The sequence below is a fragment of the Cellulomonas sp. McL0617 genome (assembly GCF_049994875.1).
GTDB lineage: Bacteria > Actinomycetota > Actinomycetes > Actinomycetales > Cellulomonadaceae > Cellulomonas.
The window spans coordinates 3,707,379-3,726,846 of sequence record NZ_CP188256.1 but is presented as its reverse complement, the minus strand read 5'-3'; the positions used below and the strand labels follow the sequence as shown (position 1 = coordinate 3,726,846).

Annotated in this window: 21 protein-coding genes; 10 read left to right on the top strand and 11 right to left on the bottom strand. The window is 71.3% G+C overall.

Features of this window, described 5'->3' with window-relative positions; all coding sequences use genetic code 11:
- Positions 1 to 27: 27 nt before the first annotated feature.
- Genes ACPPVS_RS17080 through ACPPVS_RS17070 form a run of 3 tightly spaced genes read left to right on the top strand, consistent with a single transcriptional unit; the run spans position 28 to position 2,683 of the window.
- Entirely contained in the window at positions 28 to 570 is a 543-nt protein-coding gene (locus ACPPVS_RS17080; protein ID WP_426593423.1) for a PadR family transcriptional regulator, read from the top strand.
- Positions 567 to 1,280, top strand: a complete 714-nt coding sequence (locus tag ACPPVS_RS17075; RefSeq protein ID WP_426593422.1) for an ABC transporter ATP-binding protein — start codon at positions 567 to 569, stop codon at positions 1,278 to 1,280. Before ACPPVS_RS17080 ends, ACPPVS_RS17075 begins: the two co-directional genes overlap by 4 nt.
- Complete coding sequence (locus ACPPVS_RS17070; RefSeq protein ID WP_426593421.1) at positions 1,277 to 2,683, top strand: FtsX-like permease family protein; 1,407 nt, start codon at positions 1,277 to 1,279, stop codon at positions 2,681 to 2,683. The genes ACPPVS_RS17075 and ACPPVS_RS17070 overlap by 4 nt, the downstream gene beginning before the upstream one ends.
- A 197-nt stretch (positions 2,684 to 2,880) precedes the next feature.
- Here the strand turns inward: ACPPVS_RS17070 and ACPPVS_RS17065 are convergent, their stop codons facing one another.
- On the bottom strand, positions 2,881 to 3,954 hold the full coding sequence (locus tag ACPPVS_RS17065; protein WP_426593420.1) for a fatty acid desaturase family protein: 1,074 nt from the start codon (positions 3,952 to 3,954) through the stop codon (positions 2,881 to 2,883).
- Between the two features lie 132 nt (positions 3,955 to 4,086).
- Positions 4,087 to 4,290, bottom strand: coding sequence for a cold-shock protein (locus tag ACPPVS_RS17060; RefSeq protein ID WP_028049733.1), 204 nt, complete (start codon positions 4,288 to 4,290; stop codon positions 4,087 to 4,089).
- Positions 4,291 to 4,571: 281 nt separating this feature from the next.
- Between ACPPVS_RS17060 and ACPPVS_RS17055 the strand changes: the two genes are divergently transcribed.
- Positions 4,572 to 4,988, top strand: coding sequence for a YchJ family protein (locus ACPPVS_RS17055; RefSeq protein ID WP_426593419.1), 417 nt, complete (start codon positions 4,572 to 4,574; stop codon positions 4,986 to 4,988).
- Here ACPPVS_RS17055 and ACPPVS_RS17050 read toward each other — a convergent pair.
- From ACPPVS_RS17050 to ACPPVS_RS17040, 3 genes are all read right to left on the bottom strand, one after another.
- Entirely contained in the window at positions 4,985 to 5,545 is a 561-nt protein-coding gene (locus ACPPVS_RS17050) for a TetR/AcrR family transcriptional regulator (RefSeq protein WP_426593418.1), read from the bottom strand. The genes ACPPVS_RS17055 and ACPPVS_RS17050 overlap by 4 nt on opposite strands.
- 27 nt (positions 5,546 to 5,572) lie before the next feature.
- Positions 5,573 to 6,796 (bottom strand): MFS transporter, encoded by a 1,224-nt coding sequence (locus ACPPVS_RS17045; RefSeq protein WP_426593417.1) that lies wholly within the window; start codon positions 6,794 to 6,796, stop codon positions 5,573 to 5,575.
- Between the two features lie 186 nt (positions 6,797 to 6,982).
- A complete protein-coding gene (locus ACPPVS_RS17040; RefSeq protein WP_426593416.1) occupies positions 6,983 to 7,222 on the bottom strand; it encodes a DUF4242 domain-containing protein in 240 nt (79 codons plus the stop codon).
- A gap of 56 nt (positions 7,223 to 7,278) precedes the next feature.
- Between ACPPVS_RS17040 and ACPPVS_RS17035 the strand changes: the two genes are divergently transcribed.
- The 5 genes from ACPPVS_RS17035 (at position 7,279) to ACPPVS_RS17015 (ending at position 12,498) form a co-directional block, all read left to right on the top strand.
- Complete coding sequence (locus tag ACPPVS_RS17035; protein ID WP_426593415.1) at positions 7,279 to 8,268, top strand: AraC family transcriptional regulator; 990 nt, start codon at positions 7,279 to 7,281, stop codon at positions 8,266 to 8,268.
- A 34-nt stretch (positions 8,269 to 8,302) separates the two neighbouring features.
- Positions 8,303 to 9,808 (top strand): ATP-dependent DNA ligase, encoded by a 1,506-nt coding sequence (locus tag ACPPVS_RS17030; RefSeq protein ID WP_426593414.1) that lies wholly within the window; start codon positions 8,303 to 8,305, stop codon positions 9,806 to 9,808.
- Between the two features lie 220 nt (positions 9,809 to 10,028).
- Entirely contained in the window at positions 10,029 to 11,444 is a 1,416-nt protein-coding gene (locus tag ACPPVS_RS17025; RefSeq protein ID WP_426593413.1) for a DUF2252 domain-containing protein, read from the top strand.
- A gap of 80 nt (positions 11,445 to 11,524) precedes the next feature.
- Positions 11,525 to 11,833, top strand: a complete 309-nt coding sequence (locus tag ACPPVS_RS17020; protein WP_426593412.1) for a hypothetical protein — start codon at positions 11,525 to 11,527, stop codon at positions 11,831 to 11,833.
- A gap of 77 nt (positions 11,834 to 11,910) precedes the next feature.
- Positions 11,911 to 12,498, top strand: a complete 588-nt coding sequence (locus ACPPVS_RS17015; RefSeq protein ID WP_426593411.1) for a hypothetical protein — start codon at positions 11,911 to 11,913, stop codon at positions 12,496 to 12,498.
- Here the strand turns inward: ACPPVS_RS17015 and ACPPVS_RS17010 are convergent.
- Positions 12,495 to 13,466, bottom strand: a complete 972-nt coding sequence (locus tag ACPPVS_RS17010) for an IS481 family transposase (RefSeq protein ID WP_426593410.1) — start codon at positions 13,464 to 13,466, stop codon at positions 12,495 to 12,497. The two genes, ACPPVS_RS17015 and ACPPVS_RS17010, sit on opposite strands and share 4 nt — an antisense overlap.
- A 140-nt stretch (positions 13,467 to 13,606) precedes the next feature.
- Between ACPPVS_RS17010 and ACPPVS_RS17005 the strand changes: the two genes are divergently transcribed.
- Positions 13,607 to 14,797, top strand: a complete 1,191-nt coding sequence (locus ACPPVS_RS17005) for an NAD(P)/FAD-dependent oxidoreductase (RefSeq protein ID WP_426593409.1) — start codon at positions 13,607 to 13,609, stop codon at positions 14,795 to 14,797.
- Between the two features lie 3 nt (positions 14,798 to 14,800).
- Here ACPPVS_RS17005 and ACPPVS_RS17000 read toward each other — a convergent pair whose 3' ends face one another.
- From ACPPVS_RS17000 to ACPPVS_RS16980, 5 genes are all read right to left on the bottom strand, one after another.
- On the bottom strand, positions 14,801 to 15,235 hold the full coding sequence (locus ACPPVS_RS17000; RefSeq protein ID WP_426593408.1) for a hypothetical protein: 435 nt from the start codon (positions 15,233 to 15,235) through the stop codon (positions 14,801 to 14,803).
- A 60-nt stretch (positions 15,236 to 15,295) separates the two neighbouring features.
- A complete protein-coding gene (locus tag ACPPVS_RS16995) occupies positions 15,296 to 16,744 on the bottom strand; it encodes an MATE family efflux transporter (RefSeq protein ID WP_426593407.1) in 1,449 nt (482 codons plus the stop codon).
- A gap of 82 nt (positions 16,745 to 16,826) precedes the next feature.
- Positions 16,827 to 17,270 (bottom strand): MarR family winged helix-turn-helix transcriptional regulator, encoded by a 444-nt coding sequence (locus ACPPVS_RS16990; protein ID WP_426593406.1) that lies wholly within the window; start codon positions 17,268 to 17,270, stop codon positions 16,827 to 16,829.
- A 25-nt stretch (positions 17,271 to 17,295) separates the two neighbouring features.
- Positions 17,296 to 18,981 carry a SulP family inorganic anion transporter gene (locus ACPPVS_RS16985; protein ID WP_426593405.1) on the bottom strand — a complete coding sequence of 562 codons (1,686 nt, stop codon included), beginning with the start codon at positions 18,979 to 18,981 and terminating at the stop codon, positions 17,296 to 17,298.
- A gap of 53 nt (positions 18,982 to 19,034) precedes the next feature.
- Complete coding sequence (locus ACPPVS_RS16980) at positions 19,035 to 19,454, bottom strand: arsenate reductase ArsC (protein ID WP_426593404.1); 420 nt, start codon at positions 19,452 to 19,454, stop codon at positions 19,035 to 19,037.
- Positions 19,455 to 19,468 lie beyond the last annotated feature (14 nt).

Here is a 19,468-nt window from a genome sequence, read left to right as displayed (position 1 = left end):
TTACTCGGTAACCATCAGGGGGTCGTCGTGTCGGTTCGCCAGGGAATGCTCGCGCTGCTCGCCGGCGAGCCCATGCACGCCTACCAGCTGCGCCAGCAGTTCGAGCAGCGCACCGGCGGCACCTGGCCGCTCAACATGGGGCAGGTGTCGACGACGCTCGATCGCCTCGTTCGCGACGGGCTGGTCGAGGGTTCGCTGGCCGGCGACGTCGAGCAGTACCGGCTCACCGACGCCGGACGCACTGAGCTCGCCGCCTGGTGGAGCACCCCCGTGGTCCGCGGCAACCCGGCCCGCGACGAGCTGACCATCAAGCTGGCGCTCGCCGTGACGGCCCCCGGCGTGGACGTGCGCCGGCTGGTCCAGGCGCAGCGCACCGAGACCATGCGGTCACTGCGCGACCTGACGCGGCTCAAGGCCAAGCAGTATGACGACCTCGCATGGTCCCTCGTGCTCGACCGCCTGGTGTTCGAGGCAGAGGCCGAGATCCGCTGGCTCGACCACGTGGAGGGCCGGCTCGAGTCCGCGCCGCGGCCTGCGGTCGTACCCGCCCGTGAGGAGGTGGCCCGATGAGCATCGTGAGCATCCGGGATCTCGTCTGCGTCCGAGGCACCGGCGCGACCTCGGTCCGTGCCCTCGCCGGGATATCGCTGGACGTCAGGCTCGGTGAGCTGGTCGCCGTCATGGGCCCGTCGGGCTCGGGCAAGTCGACGCTGCTCAACGCGGTCGGTGGCCTCATCGTCCCGACCTCCGGCTCGGTCATGGTGGACGACCAGTCGCTGTCGTCGCTCGGTCGCTCGGGCCGCGCAGCCATCCGTCGCCGCGGCATCGGCTTCGTGTTCCAGGAGCTCAACCTGATCCCGTCGCTGACAGCGGCCGAGAACGTCGCCCTCCCGCGCGAGCTGGACGGGGTCCGCCGCGCCGCCGCCAGGGAGGAGGCCGTCATGGCGTTGTTCGACGTCGGCCTGGAGGGATTCGAGGACCGCTACCCGAACGAGCTCTCGGGAGGGCAGCAGCAGCGCGTCGCCATCGCTCGAGCCCTTGTCGGGCCGCGGCGCCTGGTGCTCGCCGACGAACCGACCGGCGCGCTCGACTCGGTAGCCGGCGACGACGTCATGCGGCTGCTGCGTACGAGGATCGACGAGGGTGCCGCCGGCTTGCTGGTCACGCACGACGCCCGGTTCGCGGCCTGGGCCGACCGCACCGTGTTCTTGCGTGACGGTCGCATCGTCGACACCACCGGCGATGCCGCCGGACCTGAGTCTCTGCTGGCATCCCGGTGAGCGCCGAGGCCGGCGTCCGGTCGGCTCGGTGGGGCGTCGCTCTCCGCATCGGTCGACGCGACGCGGTGCAGCACAGGGAGCGTTCGCTTCTCGTCGTCGTCCTGATTGCGATCGCGGCGGGCGTCGTCGCGTTACCGATGATCGAGATCGGCCGGGCGCTGGCGCCGAACAGCTCGTTCGGCGTGATGGCGGTGGTGCGCCTGGGCATGGGGATGGACCCCGCCGCCCGGTACGGCGTCGACGAGTCGACGCTGACCTTCACGGCCGTCGTCGCGGCGCTTGCCGCCGTGCAGGCTGTTCTGCTCATCGCGCCCGCGTTCCTGATCGGTGTGCGACGCCGCGTGGGCGAGCTGCGACTGCTCGCGGCCGTCGGTGCACGGCCCTCCGACGTCCGGCGGACGGTACTCGCTCCTGCGCTTCTGTCAGGCGGTGTCGGCTCGGTGCTCGGGGTCGGGTTGACGCTCGGCCTCCTCATGTGGACGGCGCCCGCCACCGAACCGATCGAATGGCTGTTCGCCGTGGTCGCGGGCGTGTGCGCCGTGGGGTTCGGTGTCGTGGTCTCCGCAGTCGCCGCCTGGTACCCGGCCGATGTCGCGGTCCGACCCGAACCGCAACGGCCTCGCGAGCCGCTGGCCGGGCGACGACTGGCCGCGGCCGCGGGGACCTCAGTCCTGCTCGGCGCAGGGCTCAGTGCGTGGGGCGCCGTGCAGACGCTCGCCGTCGCGGTCGTGGTCGGTGTGACCGTGGTCGAGGTCGGGCTGGTGCTGCTGCTGGCGGCGATGCTGCGTGTACTCGGTCGCCTGCCCTCGCGTCGCGCCGTCGCAGCGTTCGTGCTGCGCGACGCGACGCGACACCCGGTGCGCGTGCTGCCAGCGGTGGCCGCGAGCCTGACACTCGTCGCCGGCGTCGTCGGGGCGATCTGCTACCAGGCCACGACGCACCGAGACATCGCTCGGACGACGAACCCGGTGTTCGTCGCCTCCGACGCCCCGACGCAGGCCGTGCTGGTCGTCGCCGGGACGGTCGCGGTCCTCGTCGTCACCTGGATCACCACAGCGTTGGCCGCCGAGGAGTCGCAGTCGGACCTGGAGATCTTCGAGGCCGTGGGTGCGTCCGCCTGGGTGCGTCGGCGGATGGCGGCCGGCCAGGCGGCCGTCGTCTCCGTGCCTGCAGCGTGCTTCGGCGTGCCCGCCGGTCTGGCGCTGGGTCTGCTGCTCGTTCGGGTCCAGGCCGACCAGGTGACCAACGGCGGACGGCCGATCCCCTCCTACGTGATCCCGTGGACAGCGGTCCTGCTCCTCATGGTCGGGCTGCCCGCGATCGTGTCGACGGTCGCCGGTCTGACAGCGCGGACCGGCGTGCGGACCGGTCGACCGATCAGCCGCTGGACACCCTCTGACTGACGGGATCCCTGCCTCTGGAGGGCGGCGCAGGGGTCCCGTCGAACGTCTTCGCAGGGCAAGGCCTACGGCCCGCGCGGCGAGCGGCCAACGGGCACCCGGCAACGGCGTTGGACGACGAGGGGGAGCTGGAACGCCGAAGCCCCCGCGGCCTCGAGGGCGGCGGGGGCTTCGCGACGAACGACGCGGGAGCCGGTCGATCAAGCGCGGTAGACGGCCGTGATCGGGCAGTTGAACGGGTCGCGGTCCGACAGGCCCACGGTGTTCAGGTACTTCACGATGATCGCGTAGGACTTGGGCAGCGACACCTGCATGTACGGGATGTTGTGCTCGCGGCAGTACGCCTGGACGATCGGCTTGGCGCGACGCAGGGACGGCCGCGGCATCGACGGGAACAGGTGGTGCTCGACCTGGTGGTTGAGGCCGCCCATCAGCACGTCGACCCAGCGCCCGCCGCCGACGTTGCGGCTGGTGAGCACCTGGCGACGCAGGAAGTCGAGGCGCGAGTCCTTGGGGATCAGGGGCATGCCCTTGTGGTTCGGCGCGAACGAGGCGCCCATGTAGAACCCGAAGATGCCCATCTGCACGGCCAGGAAGACCAGCGCGATCGGCCACGACATCACGAGGAAGACGAGGGCGAGCCCGCCGCCGAGCCGGATCGACATCATGACGATCTCGGCGGCGCGGTGCTCGAGCTTGTCGCGCTGCGACAGCCGCTTGATGGCGGCGACGTGCAGTGCGAGCCCCTCGAGGAAGAGCAGCGGGAAGAAGAAGTAGCCCTGGCGCTTCAAGAACCAGGCCTGCGGCTTGTTGGTCTTGGTGGCGGCCTGGTCGGGCGTGAACGCGAGGAACTCGAGGTCGATGTCGGGGTCCGCGTCGATCTTGTTCGGGTTGGCGTGGTGGCGCGTGTGCTTGCGCTGCCACCAGCCGTGGCTCAAGCCGACGAACAGGTCGGCGAGCACGAGGGAGGTCCAGTTGTTGGCGCGCCCGTCGGCGAAGATCTGGCGGTGCGCGGCGTCGTGACCCAGGAAGGCCACCTGCGTGAGGATGATGCCGGCGGCGGCGGCGACGGCGATCTGCCACCAGGAGTCGCCGACGAGGATGATCGTGGCGACGAGCGCCAGCACGGCGAGCACGGCGGCCGACAGGCGGACCGCGTAGTGCGCGGGGCGGCGCTTCATCAGGCCGGCGGCCTGGACGGTGCGCGTGAGCTCGGTGAAATCGCTGACGGCACGGTCACGCGGCCGCGTCGGAAGGGTTGTCGCAGAGCTCATAGGGTCCGTCCTTCATCGTGCGTGGCGCGGGCCAACGTGCGTGGCAACACATCCTCGGGCGCCTGGCCGATGATGCGACGAGACCCCGACCGGTTAATCGGCCGGGGTCTCGTCCTACTGAAGCGCTTCGGCTCAGAGAGGCGTGATGTTCGACGCCTGCGGGCCCTTCGGGCCCTGCGTGACCTCGAACTGGACCTTCTGGTTCTCCTCGAGCGTGCGGTAGCCGCTCGTCGTAATGGCCGAGTAGTGCGCGAAGACGTCGGGTCCGCCGTCCTCGGGGGCAATGAAGCCGAAGCCCTTCTCGGCGTTGAACCACTTCACGGTGCCAACAGGCATGATGCTCTCTTCTCTCACGTGCGGTATGGACAACCCCGTCTGACCGGGACCGGTGGTAGCGGTGTTCGTCGTCCTGCTCCGAGGTGATCCTCGAGAACGTTCTGCCGGGTCTCCCGCGGCTTTCTGACAAGCGATTCACTGCGACTACAGGGACAACCGTACGGCAACATGGCCCTGACCGGAACGCGAGCACCGTCTCGATCGTGAAACGGACCGCGCGGCACGGTCCCGGAGCCCCTGCTAGGTTCGCGTCCACGAAGCCCCCCAGCAAGGAGCTGACGATGGTTGTGGACGCCGACCGGTGCCCGTGCGGTTCGGGCGACACGTTCGTCGACTGCTGCGGCCGGTACCTGCTGGACGGCCGGAGACCGCCGACCGCGGAGGCCCTGATGAGGTCCCGCTACACCGGGTTCGCCACGCGCGACCGCGACTACCTGCTGGCCAGCTGGCACCCGAGTACGCGGCCCGACGAGCTGGAGCTGGACGAGCAGATGGTCTGGCGCCGGCTGGACATCGTCGCGACGGACGCCGGCGGCCCGTGGGACGAGTCCGGGACCGTGGAGTTCGTGGCGCACTACCGGATCGACGACGGGACCGCGATCGGCCTGCGCGGACGCCTGCACGAGACCAGCCGGTTCGTCCGTGAGGACGGTCGCTGGTTGTACGTGGACGGCGGGTTCGACGCGCTGGCCGACTAGGTCAGCGACGCGTCGAGCAGGACGGACGCGACCGCGCGGGCCTCGGCGGCAGCCTCCAGGTTGCCGTCCATCCGCACCGCCTGGCTGGTCCCGTCGTAGAGCAGGTGCAGCTGGCGGGCCAGCAGCGCGGGGTCCGTCGCGCCGGCCTCCCGGGCGAGGTCGGTGAACAGCGTCCGGACCCAGGCGCGGTAGCTCGCGGCGGCGTGCACGACCAGCCCGTCCGACGGCGCCTCGGCGGAGGCCAGCGCGAAGGCGCAGCCGCGGTAGTGGGGCTGTCGGACCATCTCGGCGAGCGCGTCGAACACCGCCAGGATCTGGTCCCGGGGCGCGTCGTGGGCGGAGACGTGGCGCATGACCCGGTCGGAGATCCGGACGCGTCGGCCCTCGAGGTAGGCCTCGACGAGCGCCTCCTTGGAGCCGAACGTGTTGTAGAGCGACGCCTTCGCCACGCCCGCCTGCTCGATGACCCGGTCGATACCGACCGTCTGGACGCCCACCCGGTAGAACAGGTCGTCCGCCGCCTCGAGCAGTCGTTCCCGCGCTGTTGCGGTTGCCATGATGACCAACCTCCTCGGCCCTAGGCCCTAGACAGCTCTGTCCAGTGTAGGCCGGTGGAGCAGCAGCCCCACGAGCGCCACGAGGGCGAGCGCGATGACGAAGACGCCGTAGTCGCGGGCCGTCGTCAGCAGGTTCCCCGAGTGGACGACGAGCACACCCGCGAGCACCGCGGGGACGCCCAGGCCCAGGTAGGACACCACGTAGAGCAGCGACAGCACCCCGGCGCGCTCGTCGGGACGCGTCTGCGGCAGGACCAGCCGGATGCCGCCCTGGAAGCCCGCGCCGAACCCGACGCCGGCCAGACCGGTCCCGACGAAGAACAGCACCGGCGAGACGGTGTGGACGGCGACCAGCACGACCGCGACGCCGACGATCAGGGCGAGGATGCCCACGAGCATCACGCGACGGGCGGGCAGGTTGCGCAGCACCAGGACGGTTACCGCCGCCACACCGGCGAGGACGAAGAGGCCGAGCCCGGCGAACGCGACGGACCGCGAACCGACCAGGGTGCCGATGAGCGCGGGTCCGAGCGACCCGTAGAAGCCCGCCAGGGCCCACACGGCGAACATCACGGGCAGCGCGACGGTGGCCGCGCGGCGGACGTGGCGGGGCAGCGAGACCTGGGGTCGCGTGCTGGCGAGGGCACCGGGCTCGCGCGGCGCGGTCTCCGGGATGCGGGCGACGGCGGCGGCCTGGACTGCCAGCACCAGGACGACCAGCAGGAAGATCAGGTGCTTCGGCGCCGGCAGGGTCGCGACGACGAGCGAGGCAAGGAGTGCGCCGAACGCGGTGCCGAACCCGGGCGCGGCGGCGTTGGCCAGCGTGCCCTTCGCTCGGTCCAGGTCGAGCATCCACGCACCGCCCGCGGCCACCGCGGCGCCCGTCGACAGGCCGCCGACGACGCGGCCGACGAGCAGCTCGGGCACACCGTCGGCCGTCGCCAGGATCAGCATGGCCAGGGCCTGGACCGCCATCGTCACCAGCAGCACGGGCCGCCGGCCGACGTGGTCGGAGAGGCGTCCGAGGGTCAGCAGCGACAGCAGGACGGCCACCGCGTAGGCACCGAAGACCACGGTCGTCGTGATCGCCGAGAAGCCCCATTCGGCCTGGTAGATCGCGTACAGCGGCGTGGGCGCGCTGGACGCGGCGAGGAACGCGATGAACACCGAGGCGATCACGGCGATGCCGGCGCCCCCCGAGAGACGGGCCCGGGCGAGGGGAGGCGCGCTGAGCTGGACGGTCTGGGTCATGGTCGCCTCGGAACCTTGGGTAGACCGGTCTGTCTACCGATGAAGCGAGATTAGACAGACCTGTCTATCCATGTCAAGCGCGGGACATGCGACCCGGCCGATCGCTGATACCCAGCGGCTCCTCCGCCGAGAGGCCCACGGGCGCGACCAGTCGGCGCCGCGACCTGGAGCCGCGGCGCCGATGGTTCAGGCGCCCTCGGAGACCTGGTAGATCTCGTCGGCGACGAGGCCGTGGGCCTCCCGGTGCACCGTCGCGGCGGACTCGGCGTCGGGGGCGTCGACGAGGCAGAAGATCTTGCCCTGCGCCTCGTCGACCCAGTACTTCAGGTAGCTCACGTCGTGCGGGCCCTGCGTCTGCAGGTCGGCGGCGTGGGCCTTCTCGACGTCCGACATGCCGACGGACCCTTCGATGGTGTGGACGTCCATGAACAGCGGCATCTTTCTCGTACTCCTCGCTCGGTCGTTATGACACGATCAGCCTCGTGCGCAGTGTCGCCGCGGACCATGACCGCCTGCCCGGAGCACCTGATCCGGACACCACGCTGCGCGAAGCGCTGGAGGGGCTCCGGCTCGAGGGCGCGGTGTTCCTGCGGGCCGAGTACCGCGAGCCCTGGACGTACGAGTCGATGTCCGGTCCCGTCACCGCGAACCTCCTGCGGCCGGGGACCGACCGGGTGCTGCTGTTCCACCTCGTTGCCGCCGGGACGTGCTGGGTCTCGGTCGGCGGCGGCCCAAAGCACTGGGCGTCCGTGGGCGACGTCATCGTGCTGCCGTACGGCGACCAGCACCTGATGGGCGGCCTGGCGGACTCCGAGGTCGTGCCCATCGCGACGTTCATGCCCCCGCCGCCGTGGACGCAGATGCCGGTCCTGCGGCTCGGCGCCGAGGGTCCGGAGACGGATGTCGTGTGCGGCTACCTGCACGGTCGCGACCCGCTCTTCGACCCGGCGCTGCGGGTGTTCCCCGCGGTCTTCGTCGTGACCCCGCCCGTCGGGCCGGCCGCCGAGTGGGTCCGGGCGAACATCGAGTACGCGCTGACCCAGACCGCGACCTCGCGGGTCGGGGTGCCGACGCGACTGCCCGAGCTGCTGCTGGTCGAGATCCTGCGGCTGCACCTTGCCTCGGCGCCGGCGGCCGACCACGGCTGGTCGGCGGCCTTGCGCGACCCGGTCCTCGCGCCCGCGTTGGCGGTGATCCACGCACGACCGGACCGCAAGTGGACGGTCGACGACCTCGCCGCCACCGCCCTCGTGTCGCGCTCGGCGCTGGACGCCCGGTTCCGGGAGCTGCTCGGACGCTCGCCGATCCGGTACCTGACCCAGTGGCGGCTGCACGTCGCGCAGGACCTGCTGGGGACGACCGACCTGTCCGTGCTCGCGGTCGCGCACCGGGTGGGGTACGAGTCCGAGGAGGCCTTCAGCCGCGCGTTCAAGCGGTCGTACGGGTCGCCCCCGAGCGTGTGGCGGGCATAGGGCGCGTGTGGGTGGGCCGCGGGAGGATGCGGTCATGCTGTTCGACGAGCTCGCCGCGACCTCTGCTGCGGTCGCCGCGACGCGCTCGCGGCTGGCCAAGCGCGCGCTGCTGGTCGACCTGCTCCGGCGCACCCCGTCCACGGACGTCGCCGTCGTGTCGCGGTACCTCGGCGGGGAGCTGCGGCAGCGGCGGACGGGGCTGGGGTGGCGGTCGCTGGCGGACCTGCCCGCGCCCGCCGACGTGCCGTCCTTGACGGTGTCGGCGGTGGACCTCGCCTTCGAGGAGATGGCGTCGCTGGCCGGCCCGGGGTCCGCCACCGCGCGCGCCGCGCTGGCCGAGTCGTTGTTCTCGGCCGCGACGTCGCAGGAGCAGGCGATGCTGCGCGGGCTGGTCACCGGTGAGCTGCGGCAGGGGTCGCTCGACGCGCTGCTGCTCGACGCGCTCGGGGAGGCAGCCGGGGTGCCCGCCGACGCGGTCCGGCGCGCCGCGATGCTGGCCGGTGCGACCGAGCCCGTGGCGGTGGCGGCGCTGGGCGCCTCCGACCCGCTCGCGGCCCTGGCGTCGTTCGGGCTCGTGGTGGGTCGGCCCGTCCGGCCGATGCTCGCGCAGTCGGCGCCGGACGTGGCCGCGGCGTTCGACGGGTTGGTGCCGCCGGTCGTCGTCGACACCAAGCTCGACGGGATCCGGATCCAGGTGCACAAGAGCGGCGACGAGGTCGGGGTGTTCACGCGATCCCTGGACGACATCACGGGCCGGGTGCCGGAGATCGTGGCGATCGTTCGGGCGCTGCCCGCGTCCTCGCTGGTGCTGGACGGCGAGGCGCTCGCGGTCGGGCCGGACGGGCGGCCGCGGCCGTTCCAGGAGACCGCGTCCCGGTCCGCCTCCGCGCCGACGGACGTGGTGCTGACGCCGTTCTTCTTCGACTGCCTGCACGTGGACGGCGTCGACCTGCTCGACGCGCCGCTGCTGTCGCGGCTGGCGTCGCTGGACGCCGTGGCCGGGCCGTGGGCCGTGCAGCGGCTGGTGACGTCGTCGTCGCTCGAGGCGTCCGAGCGGTTCGCCTCGGTGGTCGCCGCGGGCCAGGAGGGTGTCGTCGTGAAGTCGTCGACCGCGCCCTACGAGGCCGGCCGGCGCGGCGCGGGGTGGGTCAAGGTCAAGCCGCGGCACACGCTCGACCTCGTCGTCCTCGCGGTCGAGTGGGGTTCGGGGCGTCGCCGCGGGTTCCTGTCCAACATCCACCTGGGCGCCCGCGACCCCGCCGGAGGGTTCGTCATGCTCGGTAAGACGTTCAAGGGCATGACTGACGAGATGCTGGCGTGGCAGACCGAACGGTTCACCGCCTTGTCGACCGGCGACAACGGGTGGGTGGTCACGCTCCGCCCCGAGCAGGTCGTCGAGATCGCGTTCGACGGGCTGCAGCGTTCGACCCGCTACCCGGGAGGTGTGGCTCTGCGCTTCGCACGCGTGCTGCGCTACCGCGATGACAAGACCGCCGACGAGGCGGACACGATCGAGACGGTGCGCTCGCTGGCGGGGTGACTCGGAGCGACGCGAGCAGGCGCCCCGAGGCCCTGGGAGCACTGCTCGAACCAAGGCCCCGGGGGCGTGGTTCGAGAGTCGCACACCGCGCGTTTCGGCGGGATTTCCGGCTTCCGCGCCGGCCGCTGCTTGCTCGATGTTCATCTCCGGCGCCGGCTCGGCGCTCGCTCACACGGACGCGAGCGTTACGGTGCGAGCAGGACGGGTCGAGGAGGAACCGATGGCGGTATCACCGAGCGGTCACGTGGTGCTGCAGAGTGCGGAAGGCAGCGACTATGCGTCGTTGCGGCGTCGGCCGGCCACCCGCGAGGCGCGGTACGCGACGGGTCGCGCGCTGCGGGACACGGTGCCGCGCGCCGCGCTCGGCGACTGGACGGCGCCGGACCGCGATCCCGTCGCCCAGATCGAGGAGAGCCACGAGGGGCGGCTCGACTGGCTCATCCCCATCCGGGTGGGACGCATGGCCGCGTCGCCGTACGGGTTCCTGCGCGGGTCGGCGGTCGTCATGGCCAACGACCTGGCCACCCTCCCCAGGACGGGCATCACGCCGGTGGTCTGCGGAGATGCGCACCTGGGCAACTTCGGGTTCTACGCCTCGCCGGAGCGCGACCTCGTCATCGACCTGAACGACTTCGACGAGGCTCACCCGGGCGGGTGGGAGTGGGACCTGCGACGTCTCGTCGCGAGCATCTGGGTGGCCGGGCGGCAGAACAGCGCCCCGGAGCACGCGTGCGAGTCGGCCGCGGTCGCCTGCAGCGCCGCCTACAGGAACGAGATCCGTCGCCTCGCCGACCGGCCGCTGCTGGCGCGCTCGTTCGAGCGGCTGGACGTCGACCGCATCCACGAGCGCGCCCCCCACGGCACGCTCGCGGCCGAGATCGACCGGGCCGTCAAACGCGCCCGCACCCGCACCAGCGACCGTGCGCTACCGAAGTTCACCACCGCGTCGCACGGCGGTGCGCGGCGGATCGTCGAGCAACCGCCGTTGATCACCCGGCTCTCCGACGAGGAGGCGTCGCTGGTCGCCCAGGGGCTCGACGACTACCTGGCCACGCTCGCGCCGCACTGGCGTCGCGCGCTCGGCGGCTACACGCTCGTCGACGTCGCCAACAAGGTGGTCGGCGTCGGCTCGGTCGGCCTGCGCGCGTACATCGCGCTGCTGGAGGGGTCGAGTCCCGACGACGTCGTCTTCCTCCAGCTCAAGCAGGCCAGACGGTCGGTGCTCGCCCAGCACGTGCACGGTGACAGCGCCTGGCACGCACACCAGGGCCAGCGCGTCGTCGAGTACCAGCAGGCGCTCCAGACGGTCAGCGACCCGCTGCTGGGCTGGACCACGGTCGGAGGGCTGCAGTTCTACGTACGGCAGTTCCGCAACATGAAGGGGACGGTCGCCCTCGACGCGATCGACGCCGCCGCGCTCGCGGACTACGCAGCGATCGTCGGCCGGCTGCTGGCCAAGGGGCACGCCCGCACGAGCGGGGCCTCGATGATCGCCGGCTACGCGGGTCGCTCCGACAAGCTCGACGTGGCGATGGCCCGGTTCGCCCTGGCCTACGCCGAGCAGACGGAGTCGGACCACGAGGCGCTGGTCCGGGCCGTGGCCTCCGGCCGGCTCCCGATCGAGCGCGGGATCTGAACGGCGACGAGGAACTCATCCACGCCCGAGGGCCGTCCGGCGTGGACAACTACCTTCTCGATCGCGCATACGCTCGGCCGGTGGCGTTCTCCGACGTGTTCCGACGGCGGACGCCGTGGACCCTCGTCGATGCCGTCGAGCGGCACAGGCTCGCCCCGGACACGTTCCGCATCCCGAGCGACGAGGCGACGGCTGCGCTGCGGGTGGGCGACCAGGTCAAGGTCGTCGTGGAGCCGGACACGGGCCTGGTCGAGCGGGTCTGGCTCACCGTGGCGGCCGTCGACGACCTCGTCGGAACGCTCAACACCGACGCCGTCGAGCTGCACGGCCTGCGGGCCGGCGACCGCGTGCCCTTCGAGCGCCGGCACGTCATCGCGATCCGCCGGTAGGCCGGTCGGATGAACCTCCACGCCGGAGGGCCTTCGCTAGGCAGAATGCCTGGAGTCCGTCGAGGGAGGATCCAACCGTGTACGAGACCCGGCCTGCGTTGGTGCTCGGGTCCAGGCGACGGATGGCGCACCGGTCGTTGTTCGTGATCGGTGTGCTGGGCCTGGTGCTCCTCGGCGCCTCGGTCTGGCTTCTCGTGAGCGAGCTGCGGACGGGTCGGCACGGGGTCGGTGACTACTGGGGATTCCAGTTCCCCGCGTGGATGGCCGTCGCCGTCGGCATCCCCATCCTCGCGATCGGGGTGCGCGACACCTTCCTGAAGTGGCGGCAGACCGGTCGGGACCATGGATTGGTCGACTACGTCGAAGATCCCCAGGGCCTCGTGCTCGTCCACCATCGGCTGGCGCGGCGCCGCCAGACACTCCTTGTTCAGCGAGGCGAGCCGCTCGACATCGGCGCCACCTTGACCGCCGGCCGACCACGAGGGCGGAAGCGCACGTACCGGTTCGTCGTGACGGCGCCCGGAGGCTCGTTTGTCTACTCGCAGGACGGCTGGATCGAGCGGTACTCGTTGGCACCGCTGGACGCGGCCGCACACCAGCTCGGCATCATCGTGACGACGAGCGGTGCGGCGGACGTGATCGCGCGCCTGACCCAGGTGGTCTAGCTGTACTGACCCGGAGCGTTGTTGACGCGGTCGATGGGGCGTTGGCCGCCGATGCCGAGGTGGGGTCGTTCCAGGTTGTAGTGCGTCAGCCAGATGGGCAAGAGGGTGGCGCGCTCGTCGTTGGAGGCGAAAACGCGGGAGTAGGCCCACTCGGTGGCCAGGGTGCGGTTGAGTCGCTCGACTTTGCCGTTGGTCCAGGGGCAGTGCGGCTTGATGAACTTGTGCACGATGCCCAGCTCGAGGACGGCATCGCGGAACGCGAGCGATCGGCGGTATGAGAATGCGTTATCGGTGATCAGCCGCTCGACCGCGATGCCGTGGGCGGCGTAGAACGCGATCGCACGGGTCAGGAACGCGGCAGCCGTCGCACCCTTCTCGTCGTCATGGATCTCGGCGTAGGCCAACCGGGAGTGGTCATCGATGGCTGTGTGCACATAGTCATAGCCCAGACCCCGGCCACGAACTTCTTCGCTGCGCCCGTGCGCTCTCCAGCCGCCGCCGTCGGGGATACGGCCGAGCTTCTTGACGTCGATGTGCACCAGTGAACCCGGGTAGGGATGCTCGTACCGGTTCGCTGAACGGCGCGAGGCCCGGATCAACTGCCCGGTCAACGGGTCACACTCGCGCAGGCACGGGACGTGGTGTCGCACCAGGATCCGCCCGACCGTCGAGGCTGGCAGCCCCAGGTGGTGACCGATCCAGACCGGGCCACGACGAGTGAGCATCCGCGCGATCCGGACCCGGGTCTCCACACACGCCGCGGTGCGGTGCGGGTGGTGGTGCGCCACGCTCGAACGATCGATGAGCCCGGGTTCGCCCTCGGCCTGGAACCGACGCCACCACTTCCACGCCGTGGTGCGCGAGACCCCGAGCTCGGCCGCGACATGCGCCACCGGACGACCCTCCGCGATCCGCTGCACCATCAACAGCCGGCCAACCGGCAACATCCGCGCACTACCGTGAGACACGAGAGACCTCCGTGTGATCGAGCCGGGTTCCTAGACAGTCCCCACTCGACCCGGAGGTCTCTCGCTACGTCAACAACCCTCGTGGTCAGTACATCTAGCGCCTGTTACGTTCGGCCGATGCCTGAGCGAGCGGTGATCCGGTGAGCACCGTGAGCGTGGTCGGGGGCGGTCCGGCGGGGTTGATCGCCGCCGAGATGCTGGCGCGCGCCGGAGCGGCCGTCACCGTCTACGACCGGATGCCCTCGCCGGCGCGCAAGTTCCTGCTGGCCGGGCACGGCGGGCTGAACCTCACGCACTCGCAGGACCGCACACAGTTCCTCGAACGGTACGGCGACTCGGCGGACCGGCTCGCGCCGATGCTCGACGTGTTCGGGCCGGACGATCTGCGGCAGTGGTGCGCCGGGCTGGGGGAGCCGACGTTCGTCGGGTCGAGCGGGCGGGTCTTCCCGCAGTCGTTCCGGGCGACGCCGCTGGTCCGCGCGTGGCTGGCGCGCTTGACCGAGCTCGGCGTCGTCATCGAACGGCGGCGGCGCTGGACGGGCTGGGCGGACGACGGGCTGCGGTTCGCAGGTGCCGACGAGGTGGTCCCGTCCGACGCCACGATCTTCGCGCTCGGCGGGGGGTCGTGGCCGCGACTGGGTGCCGACGGGGGCTGGATCGAGGCGTTCGCGGATCGCGGTGTGCTCGTCGCTCCCCTGCGGGCCGCGAACGTCGGCGTGCGGGTCGCCTGGTCGCAGGGCTTCGCCGACCGGTTCGAGGGCACGCCGCTCAAGCACGTCGCGCTCTCCGTGCGCGGCCGCACGGCGCGGGGCGACGCGATGGTGACCCGGACGGGTCTGGAGGGTGGTCCGGTCTACAGCCTCGGCGCGGAGGTCCGGGCCGCGCTCGACACCGACGGGCGGTGCGTGGTGGACGTCGACCTGCGGCCCGCGCTGTCCGGCGCACAGCTGGCGGAGCGGCTCGGTCGTCGTCGGCCCAAGGACTCGACGTCGAACTGGTTGCGGCGGGCGGTCGGGCTCGATCCCGTCGCGATCGCGCTGGTGCGGGAGGCCGGGCCCGTCCCGGGCGACCCCGCCGCCATGGCCGACCGGGTCAAGGCGTTGCCTGTGGTGGTGACCGGGACGATGCCCATCGCGAAGGCGATCTCGTCGGCGGGCGGGATCGTCTGGTCGGAGGTCGACGAGGCGCTCATGCTCCGGCGGATGCCCGGCACGTTCGTCGCCGGCGAGATGCTCGACTGGGAGGCGCCGACCGGCGGTTACCTGTTGCAGGCGTCGTTCAGCACGGGTGTCGTGGCGGCGCAGGGCGCGCTGGCCTGGCTCGCGCGGTAGCGCTCAGCCGCACTCGTCGCAGATGCCGGTGGCCGGCAGGGTCATCAAGCAGGTCGGGCAGATCGCGGACGGCGCCTCCCGGGTCGCCGTGGCGCGCGGGCTGCGCGCGACCGGGGTCCGCGTGCGGGTGGCTCGTACGGGCACCGGCCTGGGGGCCGAGACAGGCTCGGTCACCTCGAAGCCGCGCTTGCGCAGGATCGAGACGGCGTCCTGCATGCCGCCGTGGAACTCGTCGGAGGTCGCGAGGCGTCCGGTGGCGTACCGGTGCGCGACGCCCAGGACGGCCCGCGAGTCGTAGCGCCGGCCCTCCAGGACGAGCGCGTAGGCGGGCGCGGGCGCGAAACCGTAGAGGTCGAGGAACTCCTCGCCGCCACGTTCGTCGTACTCGGCGATCGCCTGGAGGACGTTGTGTCTCGTCACGGAGGAGAAGGTGGCCACGACTCACGAGCCTACGTCGAGGGCGCCCGGCCCGTCGCGGGCCGGGCGCCCTCGATCCGGTCAGCCTTCGAGTGCGGCATCCGCGCGCTCCGGGCTGCCCTCCGCGAGACCGCGGCCGATGGCCCGGCGCGAGACCAGCAGCATCACGACGCCCACCACGAGCACGGCGGCCTCGGTGACGGTCAGCGCCCAGATGATGCCGGCGAGTCCGAACCACAGGTTGCCCAGCAGCACGACGGGGATGAAGAGCACGCCCTGCGTCACGGACATGACGGTGGCGGGCAGGGCCCGGCCGGTCGCCTGGAACAGCGAGGTGAGCAGGCCGGCGAAGCCGTTCGCGACCATGGCGACGAGCTGGGCGGCGAGGATGGTCACGCCGACGGTCAGGACGGCGGGATCGGCGACGAAGGCCGAGAACACCTGGTCGCGGAAGATCAGGATCGTCGTCGCAAAGACGAGCGTGATGCCGCCGACCGCGATCGCCGACACCCGCAGCGCCGAGGCGAGGCGCGCCCGGTCGCCCTTGCCGAACGAGTAGGCGAGCAGCGGTAGGACGCCGAGGGTGATGCCCATGACCAGGAACTCCGGGATCTGGGCGATGCGGACCGCGACCCCCATGGCGGCGAGCGCGCCGTCGCCGTAGGCCACCGCGAGGTTGTTGAGAACCAGCGACGTGACGATGAGGAAGCCGGCCTGCAGCAGCTCGCTGATGCCCACCCCGAAGACGGGCTTCAGCACGGTCGGGGAGAGCGTGAAGCACCGTGGTGCGACGCTCATGTGGTCGCTGCGCCGCTGCAGCCAGGTGACGAAGTAGGCGACGACGCCGAGGTTCGACAGGCCCATCGCCAGGGCCGCACCGGCGACGCCCCAGTGCAGGACGAGGATGAAGACGACGTCCAGGACCAGGTTGGCCACGGTGGACGCGATCAGCGCGACCATCACCTGGCGCGCGGCGCCCTCGGCCCGCACGAGCTGCTCGAGGCAGAACGCGGCGGCGAGCACCGGGACGAAGGCGAGCATGACGCCGACGAAGGCGCGCGTAGCGGGCACCGCGGCGGCGTCGGCACCCAGCAGGGAGACGAGCGGGTCGAGGAACAGCAGCCCGAGCGCACCGAGCAGTGCACCGGTGATCACGGATCCCCAGACGGCGAATGACGAGACGCGCTTGATCTGCGCGGCCTGCGCGGGGTCCGCCTCCGCGGCACCGAGCAGCCGCGAGATCAGCGCGCCGCCGCCGACACCGAACACGCCGCCGACGGCCATGACCAGGCCGAGGATGGGCGCGCCGAACGTGACCGCGGCCAACAGCGAGGAGTCGTGCAGCGAGCCGATGAAGCCCGCGTTGATGAGGTTGTAGACGGCGCCGACGATCAGCGCCGCTGCCATCGGCACGCACAGGTGCACGAGGGCGCGGACGATCGGCGCGGCCGAGAGGTACCAGCGGTTGGTGCCGACGGTGCTTGTGCCGACCGTGTCCGCCTCCGGCGAGGTGAGTTCGAGGGTGCTCATGACTGCTCCCTTCCGGGCAGGTCCGAGCGCACGCCGACGAGCGCCGGCGCGGCGAGAGTTCTGAGGTGGTGGTGCGGGTGCCCTACCGGGTCGGTCGGGGCAGCTCCGCGGTGATCTTGCTGAGCAGGGCGTGCAGTGCAGCGCGCTCGGTGGCGTCCAAGGGGGCGAGGATCGACTCGTCGGCGGCCGCTATGGCGGCGTCGAAACCGGCGATGAGCTCGATCCCGGCCGGAGTGGCGTACACGCGCTTGGTCCGCTCGTTCTCCGGGTCCGTGCGGCGTTCGACCAGTCCGCGCCGCTCGAGCCCCTGCAGGAGGCTCGAGACGCTCGCGGCGCTCGTCCGGGTGGTCTCGGCGATGTCGCGCTGGATCGAACCGGGGTTCTGCACCAGGTAGCCGAGGGCGAAGGCCTGGCTGTGGCTGAGCTCGCGCTCGCGGATCCAGTCCTCGCCGGCCTTCATCTGAGCCCATCCGAGCCAGCGGACCAGCCCGAGGATGGTGGTGAAGGCGTTCTCTGGTGCGTCCATGCTCAGAACTCTAACTGTTAGACATCTAACTGTCAATGTTCGAACTGTTGCGGAACTCCGCGACCGCGTCGTCGATGGTCGAGAAGATGTGGGCGTTGTTGAAGTCGGCCAGCGTGCCGTACTGCCTGAGGGTGGCCAGGAGGGACGGGTCGGCGCCGGCGATCGCGAACACGCCACCGCTGGCGTGCACCGCCTGGATGAGCTCGGCGAGGGTCACGCCCGCGGAGTAGTCGATGTCGCTCATCGCCGAGCAGTCCAGGACGAGCCACCGCACCGGGTCGGGTGCCGTCGCGATGAGGTTCTGCACGTCGTCGGCAAACCGGCTGGCGTTGGCGTAGAACAGCTCGGCGTCGTAGCGGAAGACGATCAGGCCGGGCAGGCTCTGGCCCCCGCGCTTGGCCACCGTGTATGTCGGGTGACCCTCGTTGTCGACGCCGACGAGGAAGTTCTTGGGTGCGTAGGCCCGGCGGACGATCTCGACGATCGAGAGCGCGATCGCGAGGACGATGCCCTGCTCGACGCCGACCACGAACACGACGACCGCGGTGACCAGGGCGATCACGAGCTCGCTGGGACGGGCGGCGCCGATGCGTCGCAGGCCGGCGACGTCGATCAGGCCGATGCCGATCCAGAAGACGATCGCGGCGAGCACGGCAACGGGCATGTCGGTGAGCGCGCCGGTGAAGAAGAGCACGACGACCAGCACGACCAGCGACATCGTGATGTTGGCGACCTGCGTGCGGCCCTTCTCCTGGTCGAGGATCTGGGTCTTGGTGGGGCTGCCGTTCACCACGAACGTGCCGCTGAGACCGGCCATGAGGTTGGCGCCCGCGAGACCGACGATGTCGCGGTTCACGTCGACGCGCTGGCTGTGCTTCAGGGCGAAGCTGCGGGAGGTCGCGGCGCTCTGGGCGATGATGAGGACGAAGCACGCGACCGCGATCCCCAGGACCTTGGGCACGTCGCTCCAGGTGATGCCGCCCGGCAGGCCGAGAGGCGGGAACCCGCCCTGGACGGCGCCGACGACCGCCACACCGTGCGTCGAGGCGTGCAGCGTCGCGGAGATGACGATCGACACCACGACGGCGACGACGGCGCCCGGCACCTTCGGTGCGAACCGCTTGAAGCCGATGATCAGCAGCAGCGTCCCCGCGGCGAACCCGACCGTCCAGGCGTCCGCGTCGGACACGTGCGTGAGCATCCACCACTGCTGCTCGAACCAACGCCCCGACCCCTTCGGGATGCCGAGCATCTGCGGGATCTGCCCCGTGAACACTTGGATCCCGACCCCGGTGAGGAAGCCGACGAGCACCGACGCGCTCAGGAAGTCGCCCAGGAAACCGAGCTTGAGCAGGCGGGCGAGGACGAGGAGGCCGCCGCAGACCAGCGCCACGAGGCTCGTCCAGGCGACCCATTCCGCCGAGCTCGGCTGCAGCCCCGCGATGCCGAGGCCGGCCAGTCCCGCGCCGAGGATCGCCGCCGTGGCCGAGTCCGCGCCGACGACGAGGAGTCGCGACGAGCCGAGCAGCGCGAACACGATCGTCGGGAAGATCACCGTGTAGAGGCCGGTGACGACCGGCGTCTGCGCGATCGACGTGTACCCCATGGTCTCCGGGATCGCGACGGCCGCCAGCGTCACGCCCGCGATGACGTCCCGCGACAACCAGGCGCGCTGGTAGCCGCGCATCGACTCCGGCATGAGGTGGGGCACGAGACCTCCGTGGGCAGTGCGGGCGCCGAGCTCGCCGCCACCATAAGGCCAGGTCAGGGACTCGCGACAGGGGCGACACTCAGCTCGCCCAGCAGCGTGAGCACCCGCGCCCGGATCTCGTCGCGGATCGGGCGGACGGCATCGATACCCTGGCCGGCCGGGTCCTCCAGCACCCAGTCCTCGTAGCGCTTGCCGGGGAAGTACGGGCACGCGTCACCGCAGCCCATCGTCACCACCACGTCGGAGGCCTGCACCGCCTCGGTGGTCAGCACCTTGGGCTGCTCGGCGCGGATGTCGACGCCGACCTCGGCCATCGCCTCGACCGCTACGCCGTTGACCTGGTCCGCCGGCATGGACCCGGCGGAGCGCACCTCGACCTGGCCTCCGGACAGCGCGGTGAGGAAGCCCGCGGCCATCTGGGAACGGCCGGCGTTGTGGACGCAGACGAACAGGACCGAGGGGCGGGTATTCATGGTTCTCCCGAGGT

What these genes read in the sequence shown, in the direction of transcription:
- ACPPVS_RS17075 (WP_426593422.1), top strand. Translation starts at nt 567, where the DNA reads ATGAGCATCGTGAGCATCCGGGATCTCGTCTGCGTCCGAGGCACCGGC.
- ACPPVS_RS17065 (WP_426593420.1), bottom strand. Translation starts at nt 3,954, where the DNA reads ATGAGCTCTGCGACAACCCTTCCGACGCGGCCGCGTGACCGTGCCGTC.
- ACPPVS_RS17060 (WP_028049733.1), bottom strand. Translation starts at nt 4,290, where the DNA reads ATGCCTGTTGGCACCGTGAAGTGGTTCAACGCCGAGAAGGGCTTCGGC.
- ACPPVS_RS17055 (WP_426593419.1), top strand. Translation starts at nt 4,572, where the DNA reads ATGGTTGTGGACGCCGACCGGTGCCCGTGCGGTTCGGGCGACACGTTC.
- ACPPVS_RS17050 (WP_426593418.1), bottom strand. Translation starts at nt 5,545, where the DNA reads ATGGCAACCGCAACAGCGCGGGAACGACTGCTCGAGGCGGCGGACGAC.
- ACPPVS_RS17045 (WP_426593417.1), bottom strand. Translation starts at nt 6,796, where the DNA reads ATGACCCAGACCGTCCAGCTCAGCGCGCCTCCCCTCGCCCGGGCCCGT.
- ACPPVS_RS17040 (WP_426593416.1), bottom strand. Translation starts at nt 7,222, where the DNA reads ATGGACGTCCACACCATCGAAGGGTCCGTCGGCATGTCGGACGTCGAG.
- ACPPVS_RS17030 (WP_426593414.1), top strand. Translation starts at nt 8,303, where the DNA reads ATGCTGTTCGACGAGCTCGCCGCGACCTCTGCTGCGGTCGCCGCGACG.
- ACPPVS_RS17025 (WP_426593413.1), top strand. Translation starts at nt 10,029, where the DNA reads ATGGCGGTATCACCGAGCGGTCACGTGGTGCTGCAGAGTGCGGAAGGC.
- ACPPVS_RS16995 (WP_426593407.1), bottom strand. Translation starts at nt 16,744, where the DNA reads ATGAGCACCCTCGAACTCACCTCGCCGGAGGCGGACACGGTCGGCACA.
- ACPPVS_RS16990 (WP_426593406.1), bottom strand. Translation starts at nt 17,270, where the DNA reads ATGGACGCACCAGAGAACGCCTTCACCACCATCCTCGGGCTGGTCCGC.
- ACPPVS_RS16980 (WP_426593404.1), bottom strand. Translation starts at nt 19,454, where the DNA reads ATGAATACCCGCCCCTCGGTCCTGTTCGTCTGCGTCCACAACGCCGGC.